The sequence below is a fragment of the Saccharopolyspora erythraea genome, from assembly GCF_018141105.1.
Lineage (GTDB): Bacteria > Actinomycetota > Actinomycetes > Mycobacteriales > Pseudonocardiaceae > Saccharopolyspora_D > Saccharopolyspora_D erythraea_A.
In genome coordinates this window covers 6,184,478-6,203,418 of the sequence record NZ_CP054839.1, presented here as the reverse complement: position 1 = coordinate 6,203,418, position 18,941 = coordinate 6,184,478, and the positions used below count along the sequence as shown (strand labels likewise).

14 protein-coding genes and 1 pseudogene are annotated in these 18,941 nt (G+C 69.5%); 8 read left to right on the top strand and 7 right to left on the bottom strand.

The annotated features are described in order from the left end of the window. Positions 1–19: 19 nt before the first annotated feature. The 8 genes and pseudogenes from HUO13_RS27705 (at position 20) to HUO13_RS27670 (ending at position 9,241) form a co-directional block, all read left to right on the top strand. Positions 20–1,576, top strand: a complete 1,557-nt coding sequence (locus tag HUO13_RS27705) for an acyl-CoA synthetase (protein WP_211897946.1) — start codon at positions 20–22, stop codon at positions 1,574–1,576. A 9-nt stretch (positions 1,577–1,585) separates the two neighbouring features. Further along, the gene (locus HUO13_RS27700; RefSeq protein ID WP_211897945.1) at positions 1,586–2,770 is read left to right on the top strand and encodes an acyl-CoA dehydrogenase family protein; all 1,185 of its coding nucleotides are present in this window, start codon (positions 1,586–1,588) and stop codon (positions 2,768–2,770) included. Then, on the top strand, positions 2,767–4,077 hold the full coding sequence (locus HUO13_RS27695) for an MFS transporter (protein ID WP_249124109.1): 1,311 nt from the start codon (positions 2,767–2,769) through the stop codon (positions 4,075–4,077). Before HUO13_RS27700 ends, HUO13_RS27695 begins: the two co-directional genes overlap by 4 nt. 347 nt (positions 4,078–4,424) lie before the next feature. Beyond that, a pseudogene (locus HUO13_RS27690) lies at positions 4,425–5,451 on the top strand (IS3 family transposase); the annotation flags it as partial. 434 nt (positions 5,452–5,885) lie between these two features. Beyond that, on the top strand, positions 5,886–6,155 hold the full coding sequence (locus HUO13_RS27685) for a metal-sensitive transcriptional regulator (RefSeq protein WP_011873679.1): 270 nt from the start codon (positions 5,886–5,888) through the stop codon (positions 6,153–6,155). A gap of 163 nt (positions 6,156–6,318) precedes the next feature. Then, positions 6,319–7,746 carry an MBL fold metallo-hydrolase gene (locus tag HUO13_RS27680; protein ID WP_211903203.1) on the top strand — a complete coding sequence of 476 codons (1,428 nt, stop codon included), beginning with the start codon at positions 6,319–6,321 and terminating at the stop codon, positions 7,744–7,746. 58 nt (positions 7,747–7,804) lie between these two features. Further along, on the top strand, positions 7,805–8,380 hold the full coding sequence (locus HUO13_RS27675; protein ID WP_211903202.1) for a rhodanese-like domain-containing protein: 576 nt from the start codon (positions 7,805–7,807) through the stop codon (positions 8,378–8,380). Between the two features lie 78 nt (positions 8,381–8,458). Further along, on the top strand, positions 8,459–9,241 hold the full coding sequence (locus HUO13_RS27670) for a sulfite exporter TauE/SafE family protein (protein WP_211897943.1): 783 nt from the start codon (positions 8,459–8,461) through the stop codon (positions 9,239–9,241). A gap of 73 nt (positions 9,242–9,314) precedes the next feature. Here the strand turns inward: HUO13_RS27670 and HUO13_RS27665 are convergent, their stop codons facing one another. From HUO13_RS27665 to HUO13_RS27635, 7 genes are all read right to left on the bottom strand, one after another. After that, complete coding sequence (locus HUO13_RS27665; protein WP_211897942.1) at positions 9,315–10,025, bottom strand: DsbA family protein; 711 nt, start codon at positions 10,023–10,025, stop codon at positions 9,315–9,317. A gap of 97 nt (positions 10,026–10,122) precedes the next feature. Continuing rightward, positions 10,123–10,554, bottom strand: coding sequence for a Rieske (2Fe-2S) protein (locus HUO13_RS27660; RefSeq protein ID WP_211897941.1), 432 nt, complete (start codon positions 10,552–10,554; stop codon positions 10,123–10,125). A gap of 25 nt (positions 10,555–10,579) precedes the next feature. After that, positions 10,580–11,167, bottom strand: coding sequence for a DUF2231 domain-containing protein (locus HUO13_RS27655; RefSeq protein WP_211897940.1), 588 nt, complete (start codon positions 11,165–11,167; stop codon positions 10,580–10,582). A gap of 11 nt (positions 11,168–11,178) precedes the next feature. Continuing rightward, the gene (locus tag HUO13_RS27650; RefSeq protein ID WP_211897939.1) at positions 11,179–12,195 is read right to left on the bottom strand and encodes a lytic transglycosylase domain-containing protein; all 1,017 of its coding nucleotides are present in this window, start codon (positions 12,193–12,195) and stop codon (positions 11,179–11,181) included. 137 nt (positions 12,196–12,332) lie between these two features. After that, on the bottom strand, positions 12,333–14,132 hold the full coding sequence (locus HUO13_RS27645; protein WP_211897938.1) for a PepSY-associated TM helix domain-containing protein: 1,800 nt from the start codon (positions 14,130–14,132) through the stop codon (positions 12,333–12,335). 34 nt (positions 14,133–14,166) lie between these two features. Beyond that, the gene (locus tag HUO13_RS27640; protein ID WP_211897937.1) at positions 14,167–15,939 is read right to left on the bottom strand and encodes a copper resistance CopC family protein; all 1,773 of its coding nucleotides are present in this window, start codon (positions 15,937–15,939) and stop codon (positions 14,167–14,169) included. A 133-nt stretch (positions 15,940–16,072) separates the two neighbouring features. Next, a complete protein-coding gene (locus HUO13_RS27635; RefSeq protein WP_249124108.1) occupies positions 16,073–18,742 on the bottom strand; it encodes a copper oxidase in 2,670 nt (889 codons plus the stop codon). Positions 18,743–18,941 lie beyond the last annotated feature (199 nt).

Genomic DNA, 18,941 nt, shown 5'->3' with positions numbered 1-18,941 from the left:
CCACCGGAGGAGAGCACACGTGAATCTCGCCCAGTTCCTGCGTCGCAACGCGGTGCACCAACCCGACGCCGAGGCCGTCGTCTGCGAGCAGACTCGGCTGACCTACGCCCAGCTCGACCACGACTCCGACCGGCTCGCCGCCGCGCTCCAAGACCTGGGCCTGGCCGCAGGTGACCGGGTCGCCACGCTGTCCTGGAACTGCGCCGAACTCGTGGTGACCGAGTTCGCGCTCTACAAAGGCGGTTTCGTGCGGGTCCCGATCAACGCCCGGCTGAGCGAGGGCGAGGTCGCGCACCTGTTGCGCGAATCCGACGCCCGTGTCCTCCTCGCCGGTCCCGAGCACATGCCGACGGCAGTCGCCGCCGCTGCGGACAGCCCGGTCGAGCACGTGGTCGGGCTCCCGGGCGCCGAGGGTGCGCAGCACAGCTACGCCGACTTCCTGTCCCGAACCGATGCGCGGCCGACCTGGGCGCAAGTGCGCCCGGAGGATCCCGCGGTGCTGCACTTCACCTCCGGCTCCACCGGAGCCCTCAAAGCGGCGGTGCAGACACAGGGCAACCGGCTGGCCCTCATGCGCAAGTCGGCCTCCAGCTCCGAAGCCCGCGTCGGCCCCGGCCGGCGGCAACTGCTGGTCGGCCCGATCACGCACGCGTCGGGAATGCCGATCATCGGCACCGCGTTCGCCGGTGGCTGCCTCGTGGTGCTGCGCGGCTTCGAGCCCGAGCAGGTGCTGGACACCATCCAGCGGGAGCGGGTGACGCACGTCCTGCTCATCCCGACGATGATCAACTCCATCCTGCAGACCTGTTCGCGCGACGACTTCGACCTGAGCAGCCTGGAACGCGTGGTGTACGGCGCCGCCCCCATGACGCCGACCCGGATTCGCGCCGCCTGGGACTTCTTCGGCCCCGTCCTGGCGCAGGCGTACGGGGCAGGCGAAACCACTTCGGCGGTCATGTTCCTCACCACCGAAGATCATCGGCGCGCCATCGAGGACGGCGAGCAGGAGCTGCTGTCCTCGTGCGGACGACCTGCCACCGAAGCCGAGGTCCTCGTCGTGAACGACGACTTCCGAGAGGTGCCGCCCGGCGAGGTGGGAGAGATCGTGGTCCGCGGCCCCGAAGTGGTACCCGGCTACCACGAGGCCCCGGAGCTGACCGCACGCAGCTTCCGCGACGGCTGGTTCTTCACCGGCGACCTGGCCACCCGCCGCGAGGACGGCTACGTGTTCATCGTCGACCGCAAGAAGGACATGATCATTTCCGGCGGTTTCAACATCTACTGCGTGGAAGTGGAGGCGGTGCTGCACTGCCACCCCGACATCCGCGACGCCGCCGTCGTCGGCGTGCCCGACGACCAGTGGGGCGAGGCGGTCAAGGCCGTGGCGGTGCGGCGTCCGGGATCTGCTGTGGACGCCGAGTCGCTGATCGAGTTCTGCGGCGAGCGCCTGGCACGCATGAAGCGTCCGCGATCGGTCGACTTCGTCGAAGCGTTGCCGATCAACCAAAACGGGAAGATCGACCGGAAGGCGATCCGCGAGACCTACTGGACCGGCGCCGAACGCCGGGTCAACTGAGGAGGCCCAGTGACCTTCACCCTCGAACCCGACTACCGCCACCTGCCCGAGCTGCAGGAGTGGATCGTCAAGCTGCGGACCTACCTCGACCAGGAGCTGATCCCGTTCGAGCGCGAGCAGGCCATCACCGCCGAAACCCGCGTCGACCGGGCGACGCTGCGGCAGGTGTGGCGGCGCAGCCGCGAGCTCGGTTTCTACGGCATCAACTTGCCGCCCGAGCTGGGCGGCCAGGGGCTGGCGCACCACGATCTGTGCGTGCTCAAGGAGGAAGCCGCAGCCCGCGGATCGTCGCTGTTCCCCAACGTCTTGGGTGACATGGGCGGGCCGCTGCGGGTGGGCGTGGCACTCGACGCCGCCACGCCGGAGCAGCTGGAGCGGTACTTCCTCCCGGTGGTTCGCGGTGAACGGGCCTGCTGCTTCTCCCTCACCGAACCCGAAGCAGGGTCCGACATCCGCCGGATGACCACGACCGCCCGACGCGACGGCGACGGCTATCGGCTGACCGGCCGCAAGGTGTTCAGCTCCGCCGCACCCTTCGCAGACTTCGCGATCGTGGTCGCCCGCCACCATCACGAGAACGAGACCTACAGCGCGTTCCTCGTCGACTTCGACGCCGCGGGCTGCACCGTGCTCGATGGCGAAACCCCGATGTCGGGCCAGCACATCGAGGGCGATGTCCTCCTCGAGGACTGCTTCGTGCCCGCCACCAACGTGCTCGGTCCCCTCGGCAAGGGACTCCAGGTCGGCGTCGGCCGGATCAACATGAACCGACTGCTGCACTGCCCAACCATGATCGGCCTCGCCCGGCGCGCCCTCCAGCTGTCGCTGGACTACGCCCGAGGCCGCACCGTCTTCGGCGGCCCCATGCTCGAGTTGCAGGCGATCCAGCACCACCTCGCTCAGATGTCCACCGACCTGCACGCCGCCCGCGCGTTGGTGTTGGGAACAGCGGCTCAGGCCGACCGCGGTGAGCCGGTGGTCGTCGAGGCCAACATGTGCAAGCTGTTCACCGCCGAGGCCGCCTTCCGGGTGGCCGACCTCGCGGTGCAGATCCACGGCAAGACCGGCGTCACGCGGGGTCACGAGGTGGAACAGATCTTCCGCACCCTGCGCATGTTCCGGATCGTCACCGGCACCACTGAGATCCACAAGAACGCGATCGCCAAGGGGCTCGCGGCCGGAGCGGCGCGGTGAGCGCCGACCGGCCGAATGGAGCACCCGGACACGGGACGCGCCTGTCGCGCGGTAAGAACCTCGCCCTGCTCACCGCATCGACCTCCATGGACAACGCCGAGAACAGCATCACTACGGTGATGTTCCCGCTCATGCGTGACGCCTTCGGGTTGTCGGCGGCGGCACTGGGTGCGATCACGGCGGTCGCCAAGGTCGCCGGCGCCGCCACAAGCGTCCCCTGGGCGATGCTGGGCCGGCGGTACTCGCGGCGATCCGTGCTGGCGATCTGCTCCGGGTTCTGGGGCGTCTGGATCATCGCCGCGGGCCTGTCCACGAACTTCACCGCGTTCCTGGTGCTCTACGGCATCGGAGCCGCCGGATTCGCCGGCTCGGGTGCCATCGCCCTCGAGATCCTCGGCGACGTCTACGCCGACCACCACCGGGGCCGCGCCACCGGAATCCTCTACGCTGGGGTTGCCATCATCACCGGTGCCAGCGCTCCGGTGTTCGGATCGCTGGCGCACTTCGACAACGGCTGGCGCTACGGCTATGTCCTGTCCGGCACGGTCTGCCTGCTGGTCGGAGTCCTAGTCCTGGGCTTCCTCGACGACCCCGGGCACCACGCCGCCAGGCACGCACCGCGTCGCGACGATCTCGATACCAAGGCCCGGAAAGTGGGCGATGGTCTTCGCGAACTGCTCCGCATCCGAAGCTTCCGCTACCTGCTCGCCCAGCGTCTGTTCTCAGGTCAGAACGTGATGATGACCTTCGGCGTCGTGTTCCTGGTCGAGGAGCGCGGGTTCTCGACCTCGACTGCCGCGGTCGCCGCGGTGCCGTTCTCCCTCGGTTATGTCGTCGGCACCCTCCTCGGGGGACGAGTCCTGGACCGCCTCCACGTGGCACTGCCCCGAAGCGGCCGCGTCCTGATGCTCCAGGTCAGCCAGCTCGGCTTCGCCGCCATCGCCTTCGTCACGCTGGAGATCACGGCGGAGAACATCGCCCCGTACGCAGCGCTGTTCGCGATGCTCGGGTTGCTCCAGGGCCAAGTTCCCGTCGTGAACCGCCCACTGGTGATGGCGGTCGTCCCCCCGCACCTGCGTGCCATGGCGTTCGCCGTCTCGGTCTACCTGGTCGAGTCCCTCGCCTACGGCGGGTACGCACTGCTCACCGGATATCTAGGTGACCAGATCGGTCTGCGATCCTCGCTGCTCCTCATCACCGCCGGACTCACCGCGGCGAACGGCCTCGCCTCTGCAGCCTTGTACCGCCCTTGTGCCCGCGACAGCGCCGACCAGCCACACCGGGAAAGCGCCAGCCACACCGGCTGAAGCCGGAATGCTGTCCATGAACTCGCCGCACCTGACCATTGGGCTGGCCCCCGCGGTCGGTGTCGCGGTGGCGAACTTGCTCGCTGGAGCCGTCGAGCGGCTACGCCACGGCTCGCGGATCGCTACTCCTGCTCCGGTCTTGACCGGGCGTATCACGGCAACCAGGTACTTTGAACTGTGGAAGACCAGCGCGGAGCCATAGATGCCAAGGTCACGGGCGGCCTCAGCGGCCGCTTTCCCACACGTGAGCACCCGTTCCACAGCCTCACGCTCGAACTCCGCCGAGAACGTTCGACGAGTCGGTCGTTGCCCATCTGACTCGCGGACACTCCTATCGACACGGGTGTCCAGTCCACCGGAGGAAGGTCGGACCGGCTTCCGGCACGCTGGAGAGCGAGAATGCCGCGCTGCGCAAGCGGGTCCGCGAGCTGCAGGAGGAACGCGAGATCCTGCGTAAGGCGGCCAAGTATTTCGCCGGACAGACGCGCTGGTGAACCGCTTCCAGTTCGTCGCAGACCACCAGCGTCGTTACGGCGTGAAGCGGTTGTGCCAGGTCATCGGTGTCGCGCGGTCCAGCTTCTACCACTGGAAAGCCACCGCGGCCCACCGGGCAGCCCGTAGTGTTGCCGATGACCGTCTGGCAGCGTGCATCCGCGTGGTCCACCGGGAATCGGGCGGCACCTACGGCGTCCCGCGGATCACCGCGGGCATCTGGTCAACCACAAGCGGGTCTCCCGGGTCATGCGCGGGATCGGGCTTTGCGGGCTGTGGCAGCGCTGTCGGCACCGCACCACGATCGGCGACCCCGCGGCGGCCAAGGCCCCGGATCTGATCCGGCGGGACTTCACCACCGGGGCGCCGAACACCCACTATGCCGGCGATATCACCTATCTGCCGATCGTCGACGGGACGTTCTGCTACCTGGCGACCGTGATGGATTTGTGCTCGCGCCGGCTGGTCGGGTGGGCCATCGCCGATCACATGCGCACCGAGCTGGTAATCGACGCATTGCGGGCCGCCGAACGCACCCGGGGCAGCCTGGCCGGCGCGATCTTTCACGCCGATCACGGGGCGCAGTACACCTCTCGAGCGTTCGCCGACGCTTGCCAGAAAGCTGGGGTGATCCAGTCCATGGGCGCGGTGGGAAGCTCCGCGGACAACGCCGCCGCCGAAAGCCTGAACGCGGCCTTCAAGCGTGAGACCCTCCAGGGCACCCGGTGCTGGGACAGTGAACGCCACGCGCGACTGGCCGCGTTCGGCCGGCTGCACCGCTACAACACCCGCCGTCGTCATTCCCACCTCGGTCAGCGATCCCCGATCGCCTACGAGAACAGCCTGATCCCGTCATCGACTACGCTGCCCGAAGCCGCATAACCCCGTGCCCAACATCCGGTGGCAAGGCCCGGAGTCGACCTCGCGGACAGCTCGTCGAGGGTGTGGCCGAGGCAGGCGGCTCGGTCTTCGATCATCCGAGGTCTTGTGGCTGTGGCGAAGTCCGTGGAAGGTCAGACCAGGTTTGAGTGGCTGGGTCCGGACGGGCGAGTTGGTGCGGTCGTGGTTGCCGTCTGCTGACCGCGGCGGCCTTGTGCTCCGGGCAGGCGGTGGCGCTCCAGCAGCCAATCGGTTTCGCGATGTCGTTGTGAGCGGGTGACTGCCGGGACCTGTTCGTGCCCGCCTGACTCGCACGTCAACGGGTCTGTGCCGGAGCGGTGGCTGCGAGCCTTCGCTGCATTCGGACCGCCTCCTCGACCCGGAATGGAATACCCCCAGGGGTATGCCTGTTATGCTGTGTGTTGGAGGTGCTCGTCATGGAGATGAAGCCGGAGTTGGTGGGGGACGCGCTGGCGCGGCTGCGCCGGGCGCGCGGGCAGTTGGGCGGCGTGATCGAAGCCATCGAGGAGGGGCGCGACTGCGCAGAGGTGCTGACGCAGTTGGCCGCGGTTTCCCGTGCTCTGGACCGTGCTGGTTTCAAGATCGTGGCCAGCGGGATGCGTTACTGCCAGAAGGCTCGTGATGATGGGGAGGAGCCGCCCATGACCGAGCAGGAGCTGGAGCGGCTGTTCCTCGCCCTCGCTTGAGGGTGGTACTCGGCTCTGAGCTCCTCCATCGGGGAGTCATGTTTGGGTATGTACCCCCCGGGGTATAACGGGTTCATGTTGGAGCAAGCACTGCGGCGTCGGTCTGCGGCGGGAAGCCGACGTGGATCGATGCCGGGCACGAGATCGAGAGGGGTGTTGCGTGGTGACGGCGGTCAACGTGGTCAAGCAGGAAGACCGGCTCGCCGGTGGGCTGGCGGTCGAGGTGATCGAGACGTCCTCGCTCGGGGACCGCAGCTACCTGGCCACTGATGGTGAGGTGGCCGTGGTGGTCGACCCGCAGCGGGACGTGGACCGGATCATCGCCACCGCCGGCCGGCTGGGTGTGCGCGTCGCGTTGGTGCTCGAAACGCATGTGCACAACGACTACGTCTCCGGTGGTCTGGAGCTGGCCCGGTTGACCGGTGCCGAGTACGGTCTGGCGGCCGCGGACGAGGTGCCGTTCGACCGTCGGCAGTTGAGGGACGGCGAAGTGGTGGAGCTGTCGTCGCGGATGCGGGTGCGGGCGGTGGCCACCCCTGGGCATACGTTCCACCACCTGTCCTACGTCCTGGAATCCCAGGATGGCCCGGTGGGCGTGTTCACCGGCGGGTCGCTGCTGTTCGGCACGACCGGGCGCACTGATCTGCTGGGTGAGCAGCACAGCGAGGAGCTGGCGCGCCACCAGTACGCGTCCGCGCGGAAACTGGCCGAGATCCTGCCCGAGGGTGCGCAGCTCTGGCCCACTCACGGCTTCGGCAGCTTCTGCTCGGCCACTCAGGCTTCCGGCGACTCGGCGACGCTGGGTGAGCAGAAGCGGATCAACCCCGCGTTGACGTTGGCGGAACGCGACTTCGTCGAGCAGACGCTTGCGGGGCTGGACGCCTACCCGGCCTACTACGCGCACATGGGTGTGAAGAACACCGCAGGACCGCCACCGGTGGACCTGCGCGCTCCGGCCCGGGCTCGGCCGGAAGAGCTCAAGCGCCGTCTGGAGCACGGCGAGTGGGTGGTCGACCTGCGCTCCCGCAAGGCATATGTGGTCTCGCACCTGGCGGGCACGGTCAGCCTCGGGCTGGATGGACCGATGGTGACCTGGCTCGGCTGGATGATCGACTGGGGCGCGCCCATCACGCTGCTCGGTGACTCCAGCGAACAGGTCGCTGAGGCCCAACGCGAACTGGCGCGGATCGGGATCGACGAGTTCGCCGCGGCGGCCGTCGGCCGGTCGGAGGAGCTGGCGGCCGACCCCGGCCAGCTGCGCAGCACCCGGACGGCCACGTTCGCGGATCTGGCCGCCGCATTGGCCGGCGATACCGACGGCCTGCCCCGCCCCGACGTCGTGCTCGACGTGCGCACCAACAACGAGTTCGCCGCCTCGCACGTCACCGGCGCGGTGCACATCCCGCTCTACGCAGTCAAGGACCGGGTGGGCGAGGTCCCCGACGGGGTGGTGTGGGTGCACTGCGGCAGCGGATACCGGGCGACCGCCGCGGCGTCGCTGCTGGAGGCCGCCGGTCGGACGGTCGTGGTCATCGACGACCGGTTCGACGCCGCCGCCGAAGCGGGTGTGCCGATCGCCGACGCCTCCTGACACGACCCGCAACAACCGAGGAAGGATGCCGAAGATGCCCCAGACCCCGCCCCAGACCATGGACACCGCGCAGGTCCGGGAGTTGCGCGAGACCGAACCCCAGGTTCGGCTGATCGACGTGCGCACACCGGGTGAGTTCGCCTCGACCCACATCCCGGGCTCCTGCAACGTCCCGCTCGACCTGATTCAGAAGAACCGGCACGAGCTCGGCGCGGCGCGGCACGACGACCCGGTGGTGTTGGTGTGCGCCTCGGGAAATCGTGCTGAGCAGGCCCGAACGTTGCTGGAGGCGGCCGGACTGGAGCGGCTCAGCGTGCTGCGCGGCGGCATCACCGGATGGGAACGCGACGGCGGAGACCTCAGCCGAGGCCGGGGCACGTGGGCGATGGAGCGGCAGGTCCGGCTGACCGCTGGCCTGCTCGTGCTCGCGGGGGTCGTGGCGAGCACGGCCTACGAACCGCTGAAGTGGGTCGCGGGGTTCGTCGGCGCGGGTCTGATCTTCGCCGCGGTGACCAACACCTGCGCCATGGCCAGGCTGCTCGCGCTGCTGCCGCACAACCGCACCACCACCGACACATCCTCCCCGATCGAAGCGATCAACGGGAAGGCTCCTGGCGCTCGAACCGGGGGCTAGTCGACGGGGCGACGCACGTCGAAGCGATGACGTCAGCGGTGGCGGACCTGGCCCGCCATCGGAACAGGTGGTGTTCGGTTGTTCTTGGCGGTGGCGTTCGGTGCTGTGATCGGCCTGGCGTTGGGACTGCTCGGTGCGGGTGGTTCGATCCTCGCCGTGCCGGCCCTGGTCTACGGCGTCGGACAACCCTTGCAGATGGCGATTCCCACGTCGCTGGCCGTCGTCGCGCTGTCCTCCCTCGGCGGTCTGCTACCCCGTGAGCGCCGCACGGTCGTGCGGTGGCCGGTCGCGCTGGTGTTCGGCGCGGCCGGCACCCCGGCCGCCTTCGGGGGCGCGGCGCTGGGACGGCTGCTCCCGCAGCGCTGGCTGCTGCTGGCCTTCGCCGCACTCATGATCGTCGTCGCGGTGAGGATGCTACGAGGCGGTGAGAACCGGGCTGGTGCCTGCCGCACCCGGGAAGGCGGCGTCAACTGGCGCACATGCCTGCCCAAGGCGGTGGCCGCCGGCGCGGTCGTCGGTTTGCTGACCGGACTGTTCGGTGTCGGCGGGGGCTTCGTCATCGTGCCGGCTTTGAGCCTGTTGCTGGGGCTGGGCGCGCAGGAAGCGGTCGCCACCTCGCTCGTGGTGGTGCTCATCAACTCCGTCGCAGGACTCGCCGCACACGCGGGCGCGGCCAGCGGCATCGACTACACCGTGCTGTTGCTGTTCGCCGGCACGGCGCTGGTCGTGTCGATCGTGGCTGCTCGGTTGTCCACCAGGCTGGATGCGGCGACCGTGCGCCGGTGGTTCGCCTACGTCGTGCTCGCCGTCGCGGTGTTCGTCGCCGTAGCGGCGTATGTGAACCCCTCCGCGCTGGGATGAGTTCTGACGCCATCGTTAGGCGAGAAATCAGGGCGATGGGCGTAGCGTTGTGGACGCTCGCCTGGGGCTGTGCTCACTTCGCCAGGATGCTGTCGATTTCCGTGCGGAACTGCTTGGAGACCTCGTCGTAGGTCCGCCCCGTTGGCTCGAACAACTCGCCGTTGATGAAGAACGTCGGGGTCCCGCTCACACCTGCCTTCGCCCCGTCCGACCGGTCCTGCTCGATCTTGGACATGACCTGCGGGGAGGCCATGTCGCGGTGGAACCGCTCCAGGTCCAGGCCGATCCGCATTGCGAACTCGTCGAACCGCGCCCGCGCCGCCGAGACGTCCTGGCTGACGCCGCTGCCGTCCGCGGCCACCGCCCACGACTCGTAGCCGTCGTAGAGCGCGTGGTACATCTCCCGGTACTTGCCCTGCATCGCCGCGGCTTCCGCGGCCTGGGCCGCTGGCACCGCCAGTGCGTGCACCGGCAGCGGGAAGTCCCGCGTGGCGAAGTCGATCCTGCCGGTGTAGTCCTCCTCCAGCTGCTTGATCACGTTGTCGTAGTAGGAGGCGCACGACGGGCACTGGTAGTCCAGGAACTCGACTACGGTGACCTTCTCGCCCGGTGCCTCGGTGAGGGTGTTGCTCCCGGGCTTGCGCAGGCTCGCGCCCGATGCGGCGCCGGGTCCGCTGCCGTGGAACAGCAGCACCCCGCCGATCACGCACACCGTGACGAGCACCACCACGGCCGTGAGAACGACGTTGATCGAGATTCCGCGCTTCGCGTACTTCTTCGACATCACTCACCACAGATAGTCAGCTCCAGATGGAGCGCGGTAGGTCCGCGCGGCGCCGGATGGCCTCACCCGGCATCGCGCGGACCCGCTGACATGCGGGTCAGGCCGACCCGGTACGTACCGTTCCTTGTGGATCGAGGTGCACCTGCACGGGAGCGAGGGGCTCCTCGGCGGGGCCGTTGAGCACCTCCCCGGTCGCGGAGTCGAACTTCGCGCCGTGGCAAGGGCAGTGCAGTTCGGCCTCCGCGACCGAGACCGGGCAGCCCTTGTGCGTACAGGCGGCCTTGAACGCGCGAACCGTGCCCGGTTGCGGCTGCGCGACGATGATCGGCTCGTTGTCCGGGCCGGTCACCGAGACCGCGCCACCGACGGGGATACCGGACAGCTTCGCCAGAGCCGCACCCTCCGCACCCGGGGTCGGCGGCGGCGTGTCCTCCGCCGAGCCGCAGGACGCGAGCGCGAGAACCCCGACACCGCCCGCCGCGCTCACGATCACTTCGCGGCGCCCGAGGACGTTCCTGCCGTTCTCCATGTCTCCTCCTCCGTAGTCGTGCCCGTTACCGACCGGCGGCGGTGCCGGTCCACACCGCACCGGCTCCCGACTCGCCGACCAGGTAGATCTGGGTGACCGATCCGGCGCTGAGTGCGAGGGCGCCGACGACCGTGGCCACGGCGATGCCGCGCCGCAGCGGCGATCGCAGCTCCAGCCCCTTCCGCTGCTCCCAGGTGTCCAGGCCGAACACCAGCAGCGCCCACACCGCCAGCCCGGCGATCCAGATCAGCAGTCCTTCGGCCAGTTCCTCGTGCTCTTCGATGAGCGGGGTGAACCGCATTTGCCCGGACAGCCACTCCCCGGATTCGGTGGCCAGCGGGACCGACGCCAGCGCCACCAGCGCCAGCGTCGGGGTGAACCAGCTCAGCTTCCGCCGTGCCGCGGGCCAGACCGCTGCGAGCACAAGCGCGAGCGAGGCCAGCGGGATGAGCACCACCGGGACGTGCACGATCAGGGGGTGGGCCGGCAGTCCGCCGATCGTGGCCGGGCCGAGCCCGGAAGGGGTTCCTCGCGCGGAGGCTGAGGGCGTGACCACGTGGGCCGTGGCGGCGGACAGCAGTGTCGTGGCCGCGTGCTCGGCGGGACTGCGCATATCGGGGCACCTCATTCTTCGTCGAGCGGCGCGGAGGCTCGGTCGGTCTTCGCAGGTCGTGGGGCGGGCGGCGGCGCGAGGTGCCGGAGCGGGCCGGTGAGCCCCGGGACCGCGACGTCGACGACGTCGACGACCGGGGGCACCAGCGGGATCAGGGCGGGGTCCTCCGGGGGCGCGGCGGTATCCGGTGGTGGTGGGGGTGGTGTGGACCCGCCGTTGTCCGGCGGCGGCGCGGGTTCCGGCTGTTCGGGCATCGGTGTGTGAGCGGGTTCGGTGACCGGTGCCGGGCTCGTCACGGCGATCAGCTCGGCCGTGTCGAGACCTTCCGCCCGGTCCGGCTCCGGCCGCCCGCCCCGCTCGTACGCGCGGACCCAGGCCAGGACCGTTCTGGCGTACTCGTCGGAGTGGTTGTAGCGCAGGACCGCCCGTCGCATCCCGTGCTCGGTGGACAGATCCGATCCGTCCGCGCAGAGGTACCGGCCTGCGGCCACCGTGGCGTCGTAGACGTTCTGCGGGTCCACGTGGCCGTCGCCGGAGCCGTCGGCTCCCCAGTTCGCCCATGTCGACGGGATGAACTGCATGGGACCGGCGGCTCGTGCCCAGCGCGTACCGTCGCGGATGGCCATGGTCCCGCCGGTGCCGTCCAGTTCCGGGCCGTAGATCGGGGTGCGCATGTCGCCGTCGGCTGTGACGTCGCCGCTTCGTGCGTGGTGGGACTCGACTCGGCCGATCCCGGCGAGCAGCGGCCAGTGCAGGTGGCAGCCCGGGTCGCCGAGCGCTCGCTCGGACTCGGCGCGCTGGTAGGCACGCAGCACCGTGCGCGGGATTCCCGACCCCACTGCACTGCTTCCGCTCGGCTGCTCCGGAGCGCGGACCGCGGTCGGCAGGTCCGGCGGAAGTTCGAGGTCGAACGGGGCGGTCGTCACCGATGCGGGCAGGCCGGAGGCGGAGTCGCGCTCGGTGCGCATGCGTTCGTAGCTGTCCTCCGGCGTCGCGTGCGCCGCCAGGACGAGCGCACCGGCCAGCACGAGCGATCGGTTCCGGATGCGTTCGCGGTGGTTGGTCCGCTCCGCGAGGAACCCGCGGGGGAGTCGGACGCGCGGGCCCTGTGACCGGGCTGGTTTCCGGCAGTCCACGATCAACCCTTCCTCTCGACGTTGTGATGTCACCCACGAGCCGACGCGGTCGTGCGTCGCCGCCGCAGCCCGGCGGTGATCGCGGCATCGACGAGCACGAACAGCAGCAGGCTCGGCCCGAACAGCGGCATGACCCAGCTGAGCGCCGCAACGGACACCAGCGCGGCTGCCAGGACGGGGCGCGGTAGCTGTCGCCACACCGGCGGCGGCAGGGTGGTCCACCGGCCGCGGTAGGGGTTGTGCACCCACCACATCCGGTAGCCCAAGCCGATCAGCACGAGCAGGCCGACGGCGAGGAGCGCGAGCAGGATTTGGTTCGCCAGGCCGAACAGCGTGCCGGTGTGGAACTCGGCGGCCAGCGTGGTCGCCTTCGCGACCAGCGAGAAGTCCTCCCAGCCGACGCGCTCCACCACGTTTCCGCTGTAGGGGTCGATTGCGACGCGGTCGCGCTGCACCGGGAAACCGCCAGAGCGCTCGGCCACGGTGAACGCACCGTCGGCCCCGTGCGGCGGGGTGACGACCAGCTCGCCGGTCAGTCCTTCGGCGAGGGCGACCGCCAGCGCCTGGTCGATGCCGATCCGCTCGTCTCCGGCGGACTGCGGGCGCACCGGAGCCGGCTCGAACTCCGCGGTCTGAGCCGCGAGTTCCAGCCCCAGCGAGGGGATCAGGGGCAGCGGGAGGGTCGGCACCGGTGGCGGGGTGCTGTCCGGCGGAGGTGTGGTCACCGGTGGTGGGACGTCGTCGGCGGGTGGGGCAGGGCTTTCCGGGGGAGGGGGCGGCTCGGTGGTCGTCGGTGGAGCGGGCGGGGGTGTCGGTTGTGGAGCGTCTGGTGTGGACGTTCGGGTCGGCGCAGGGGGCTCGGGCTCATCCGGCGGTTCCGGTGACGGCGCGGCCTTGTCCTCGGTCGTCGGGTCGTAAACGATCGGTATCTGCGGTTCCGGTTCCGATGGCGGTGCGGGAGTCTCCGGCACGGGCAGTGCGATCCCCGGCGGCTCGGCATCCCGCGTAGGGTCGGCGGGCAGCTCCACCGGGTCCGACACCAGCGCGCGGTCCCGGAAGTGCGCCGGGTCGGCCGCCTGGTCGGTACGGCCCCCGGCGAACTGCGAGATGCCCAGCCCGGACAGCCCCAGCGCGAGCAGCCCGACGCCCAGCCACAGCCCGAGCGGCCCGTGCACCGAGCGCAGCGCCATCCACCCCTTCGCCGACCGCGACCACGGCATCAGCAGCTCCCGCCAGGTCGGTCCGCGGCGCCCGCGCGGCTGCGCCAGCCACAGCACCAGCCCGCCCAGCACGATCAGCGGCAGCCAGGTCGCGGCGAGCTCCGCGTACACCCGGCCCGGCTCGCCCAGGTGCAGGTTGCTGTGCAGCTCCCGCAGCCACATGTTGGCCGGAGTGCGGTGCCCGTCGGTGTTCATCTCGCCGTTGATGAAGTTGGTGTATGGGTCGACGAACACCGTCCGGCTCTGCTCGTCCTGCAGGCCAGGCACCGCGAGCTGGACCTGCGTGGTGCGGTCCGGTTCCGGCGGCGGGATCACCGAGCGCAGCGTGGCCTCCGGATGGGCGTCCAGCGCCGCGCGCACCTGCTCGGACACCGGTGCCGGGATGCCGTCGACCTCGGCGACGAACAGCTGCGAGCGGTACAGGCTCTCGTGGATCTGCGGGCTGAACACGTAGACCAGCCCGGTCAGTGCCAGGACGACCAGGAACGGCGCTACGACGACCCCGGCCAGGAAGTGCACCCGCCGGGACAGCAGGCGCAGCGTGTTCAGCGCGGTGTTGCGCGGCGGTGCCGGTGGACGTGTCTGCTGGTCGGTAGTGGTCCTGGTCAACGCGGACTCCTTCGGACAGCGGCCGGGTGGCCGCTCACCGGACGTCGAGGGGCTGGGTCACCGTCTGCCGGCTCCCGTCGGGGGCGCGCAGCGTGAGTGCGAGCTCCCAGTCGCCGTGCCCGGGCACGGTCGCCGCGCCGCGCGAATAGCCCGGCCCTGCCGCGGTGAGCCGTACCGGGATCGGCGCGCGGCCGGGTCGGCGCAGTTCAGCGGTCACGGCCATATCGCCGGGACCGCCGCGAACCGAGACACGGGTGTCCAGGTGCACCCGGCCGGGCCCGTCCGCGCGGGGCAGCAGGACGAGGTCGACCGCGCCGTTCCCGCCGGGCTTGCCGGTGTCGAACGGGAGCCGGAACGGTGGCAGCTGCTGGCGCACCGACGAAGGGGTGGGCTCGATACGCTGGGCGTGCGCGGTGTGCGGAGGCCGGGTCGCAACCAGCAACGCCGTGGCGATCAGCAAGAGCGCGGCGAGACCGGCGCCGCCGGCGGCCAGGTTCCGGTACTGCTCGAGATGCGGGATCTTCCGCCTGTCCGCTTTGGACTCTGCTGGATCGGCTGGGTGGCGATGCAGCCGGAGGCGCAATACCGTGGTCGTGCCCGCCAGCAGTCCGATCAAAGCCAGCAGGCCGACCAGCAGCCAGGAGTGCGAAGTCACCGAGCCGTCGGTGCTGTGCCAGAGGTGGTAGAGCGCGACGAGCGCGAGCAAACCGGCGCACGCTCCGGTCGAGCGGTACCAGCGCGGCACGTAGGTGTGGCGCGCCGAGCGGTCCTTGCCGCGCAGCAGCAACCAGAGCATCCCCAGCCCGGTCACCGGCACCGCCGCCGACACCAGCAACACGACGTCGACGGCCAGGGACAGCGGCGTCAGCTCGGCGTGCGGACGCGCGAGACTCCAGGTCGCCGCGAGCGCCGCGCCGCAGCCGACCACCGCGCCGCCCCGAAGCGCCCGCTCGCCCTGCCGCTCCGCGGGCGGTGCGGCCATGAGCTCGACGAGGCCCAGTGTGATCGGTACGAGCAGCAGCAACCTGCTCAGCAATCCCGCGCCGGTCTCCGACCGCAGCGTCCCCCACAGCAGCTGCGGATCGAACGCGTCGCCCAGCGGCACCCACGCCGCGTACGGCCCGAACGAGAGGAGCACCGCCAGCGTCGAGACCACGACTCCGATCCACGCGCCGGTGACCACGCGGCGCACGATCCGCAACAGCGCGCCCGCGGGCCAAATCGCGGCCACGAAGAACACCGCGCCGATCAGCACCGCCATCGACGCGACCGCCGCGAAGCGGGCCGTGGTGTGGAAGGCGGCGATCGCCGGGTCGTGGCGGATCTCGATCTCCGGTACGCCGGCGGAGGAGGTCGGCTGGAACACGTCGAAGGTGAACGCGCCGCTGAGCGGTTCGAGGTGTTGCGACGGCAGCGTCCACGCCACGGTGTAGGTCCCGCCGAACCGGGTCTTGGGCATCGGGACGGAGATCGTGTCCGGCCGGCCCGGCGGATTCACCGGCCGCTCGAAGACGACCTGCTCTCCGGGCGGGTTGATGATCCGCACGGTGGCCAGACCGGCGGGCACCGGCCGGTCGAAAGTCAGCTCTACGCGGTCAGGTGACTTGACGGTCTCGGAGTTGCCCGGCGAGATGGTGCGCAGCACAGGGTCGCCGGTCGGCGCCGGGGTCGAGATCAGCAGCGTGGCCCAGCAGCCCAGCACCACCAGCAGGAGGCCGAGGACCTTGCGGCCCTGCGCAGGGATCCGCCGGTCGCGCCGGCCGGTCCGCTGCGGGCGTTCGTCGACGATCGTCAAGGGGATGGTCACCTCCGGACCTGAAAGTGTCCACTGAGGACGTCTGGGCAGGTGCGCAGCGCGCGAGGAGTTGCGGGGAGTTCGGCGGGGCGACCGCGGCCCGGAGCCAGGCCAGGAAGTTCCGGCCCCGGGCCGCGGGCTCACCTCAGCAAGCGCCAGGGGTGATCGGGTTCAGCTGCTCGCAGGTGAGCATCTCCCGCCACTTGCCCTGGTTCTGCTGCGCCCAGCCGTTGTAGACCAGCGGAACCGGCAGCACGCCCTGGCCGCCCATGCCGGACTGGCCGGTGATGGTGCCGTCCATCTTCGTCTCCGCGGTCGCGTCCATGGTCTTCTGGCCGACGACCGCCGCATCCTCGATGTTGCCGTCCCCGTTGGGATCGACGTCGATGATCTGGATGACGTTCGAGAACTTGTTGGACACGTAGCCGTAGTAGCCACCGCCCTGCTTGGCACCGAAGTTGATGCCGTGGCAGCCGGCGGTGCACGGCAGATCCTTCACGACCTTGTCGGTCTTCGGATCGACCACCGACACCGTCGTGGAGAGCACGTTGGCACCCAGCAGGGCCTTGCCGTCCGGGCTCACCGGCAGCTGGATCATCAGACCGCCGAACGGCTTGCCTTGCTTGGGACCGGTCAGCGGGTTGTAGTTCTCCCACAGGTCGATCGGCTTGCTGTGCACCTTCTCGCCGTCCTTGTCGCAGGCGTTCTCCGCAAGCGAGATGCACGTGATGCTCTGACCGAGGAAGTCCGCCGTGTACGCCTTGGCGTTGTCCGGCGTCATGCTCGTCGCGATCGGCAGCTGGCCCGTCTGCTCCGTCCGGACCTTCCCCGACTCCATGTCGACCACAGAGGCGTTGTTGGTCAACGTGTTCGGGGTGATGACCGTCTTCCCGTCGGCACTGGTCCAGTGCGCGTGCGGATGGCGGATCTCACCGGAGGGGCTGACCGTGATCCTCCGGGTGACGTGCGTGCCACCCGGGGCCAGCTCCACGATCTCGTTGCCGGCGTTGAGCCCGACGACCAGCTCGTCGGTGCCGGGCTTGGTCATCACGTGCGCCGGGTTGTGCCCGACCTGGGTCTGCCGGATGAACCGCCCGGTCTCCCGGTCGAAGACGTCCACCTTGTCGTCGAACCACTCACTCTGGTAGAGGTACTTGTAGTTCTTGTCCGTCCACATGTTGTGCGGATTGTTCATGTCGATGCCCGGAGCACCGATCTTCCGCTCAACCGACCAGTTCTCGGCGTTGATCTTGGTGGCGGACCCGACCTTGTTCTTGCCGGCCCACTCCTCCATCTCGGTGTCGATCCAGACCTCGCCGACGCCCGGCGTCGGCGGCGCTTTGTCGCCCGGCTTCAGCGTCTTCGGATACATGAACTTCTTGTCGAAGTAGGCATCCAGGTTCGGGATCAGCACCGGCTTGCCCGCCGCGTCGTACTGCAGGATCGGCGCAGGGGGCTGGATGGGGTTCCAGGTGGTCTCCTCGCCCGGCTTGAACCGCTGCCAGTTGTTCGGGTTGGTGATGTTGAAGAACGTGTTCACCAACCGCTGCACGATGTCGGCATTGGACGGAACGGTCAGCCCGTGCGAGTTGACCTGGAGGTTCTTGCCGAAGTCGAGCCCGATGGTGAGCGGGTCGTCGACCACGACGGCCCCCAGCATGTAGGGGGAGATCCGGTCCGCGAACGCGTACAGGCCCGGCTCGGTGAGCTGGATCGACTGCTCGCCGAAGAACCCACCCTTGGCATCGTCGAAGGGGTAGCCCTTCGCCCCTTCCGGAGCGATGAGCGCGAACGGGTCGCGCAGTCCCTCGGACTTGGCCGGGTCGACCCGGAAGTTGACCGTCACCGGCGGACCCTTCAGCGCGAACCGCTGGAGATCGTTGAGAACTCCTTGCAGATCCACGCCGACCGGCAGCTCGGCCAGGTTGATCGGCTGGTCGGCAGGCATGCTCGCGACCTGCCGGCTGAACTCGCCGATCAGGCCCTCGGCCTTGGCGGCATCGGCCTTGGCCTCCGGCTGTGACGTTCCGATCGAGCGCACCGATGCCAGGGTGCTGTCCAGGTTGAGCGAGTCGAGCAGGCTCACCCCGGTCTCTCCGAGCTTCGGCACGGGGCTCGTAGCGCCCTTCACCAGTCCCGTCAGCGGCGCAGCGATGTTGGAGTTGGTCAGGCTCTGGACCTGGTTCGCCGACAGCGCACCGCCGCCCGCACCACCGCCGGTCACCGTGCCCAGGCGGGGGAGCTCAGCGATGGCCAGCGACTGGCTGCCGAACAGGTTGAGCCCGGAGTCGTACCACTTTCCGTTGTCGTCCTTGATGTCGAAGGTGATGGGCAGCGGGCCGACACCGACAGGCGTCTGCGCCTGCGCCGGTACAGCGGCCGCCGTCCCCGCGCTGGCCGCGGCGATCACCAGTGAAACGGATGTCTTGAACACCCGTCGCCGCTTGCGGGATCCCGGTGGAGATTCTGCGGACATGAACTTCCTCTCTGTTCCGTGCGACCCTGGAGCCGTCGGTGAACGCCGCGCACGGCCGGAGAACTCCGCGCACGCTCGATCCGCGGACCTCTCCAAACGAAATGCGAGGGGTTCCGGCCTTGCTGTTTTCCGGCGGCACCGTTCGAACGAGTCGAACGACGGAAAGTAGAGCACGGCGTGATCCACTGCGAAAGGAAAGAACGGTAAATCGCGTGTAAAGGCGCGCTCACCGCAGGTTTCGCCTATGAGGTGAAACCGCGTTGCGCACTTCGGGCAAATGTTTCCCATCCGATGGCATGCGATGCGCTCGGCGCTGGAATCCCGAGCGCATCGCGTCATTCATTCCTCCCGTGTCTTCCGCTTCGTTCCCGGACGGAGCGCTATCTGGAGAGTCGGGAGGTCTTCGTCCGCGCGGAGCCGCTCCGGGTGGTGACTACAGCCTTCCCGTCGCAGGTCAATCAGGTTCCATCCGGACGCGGTCGTGACCTGGGCGCATCGTGCGGTCCGGTCCTGTCGTGTTGGTCGCAACCCGCGTCGG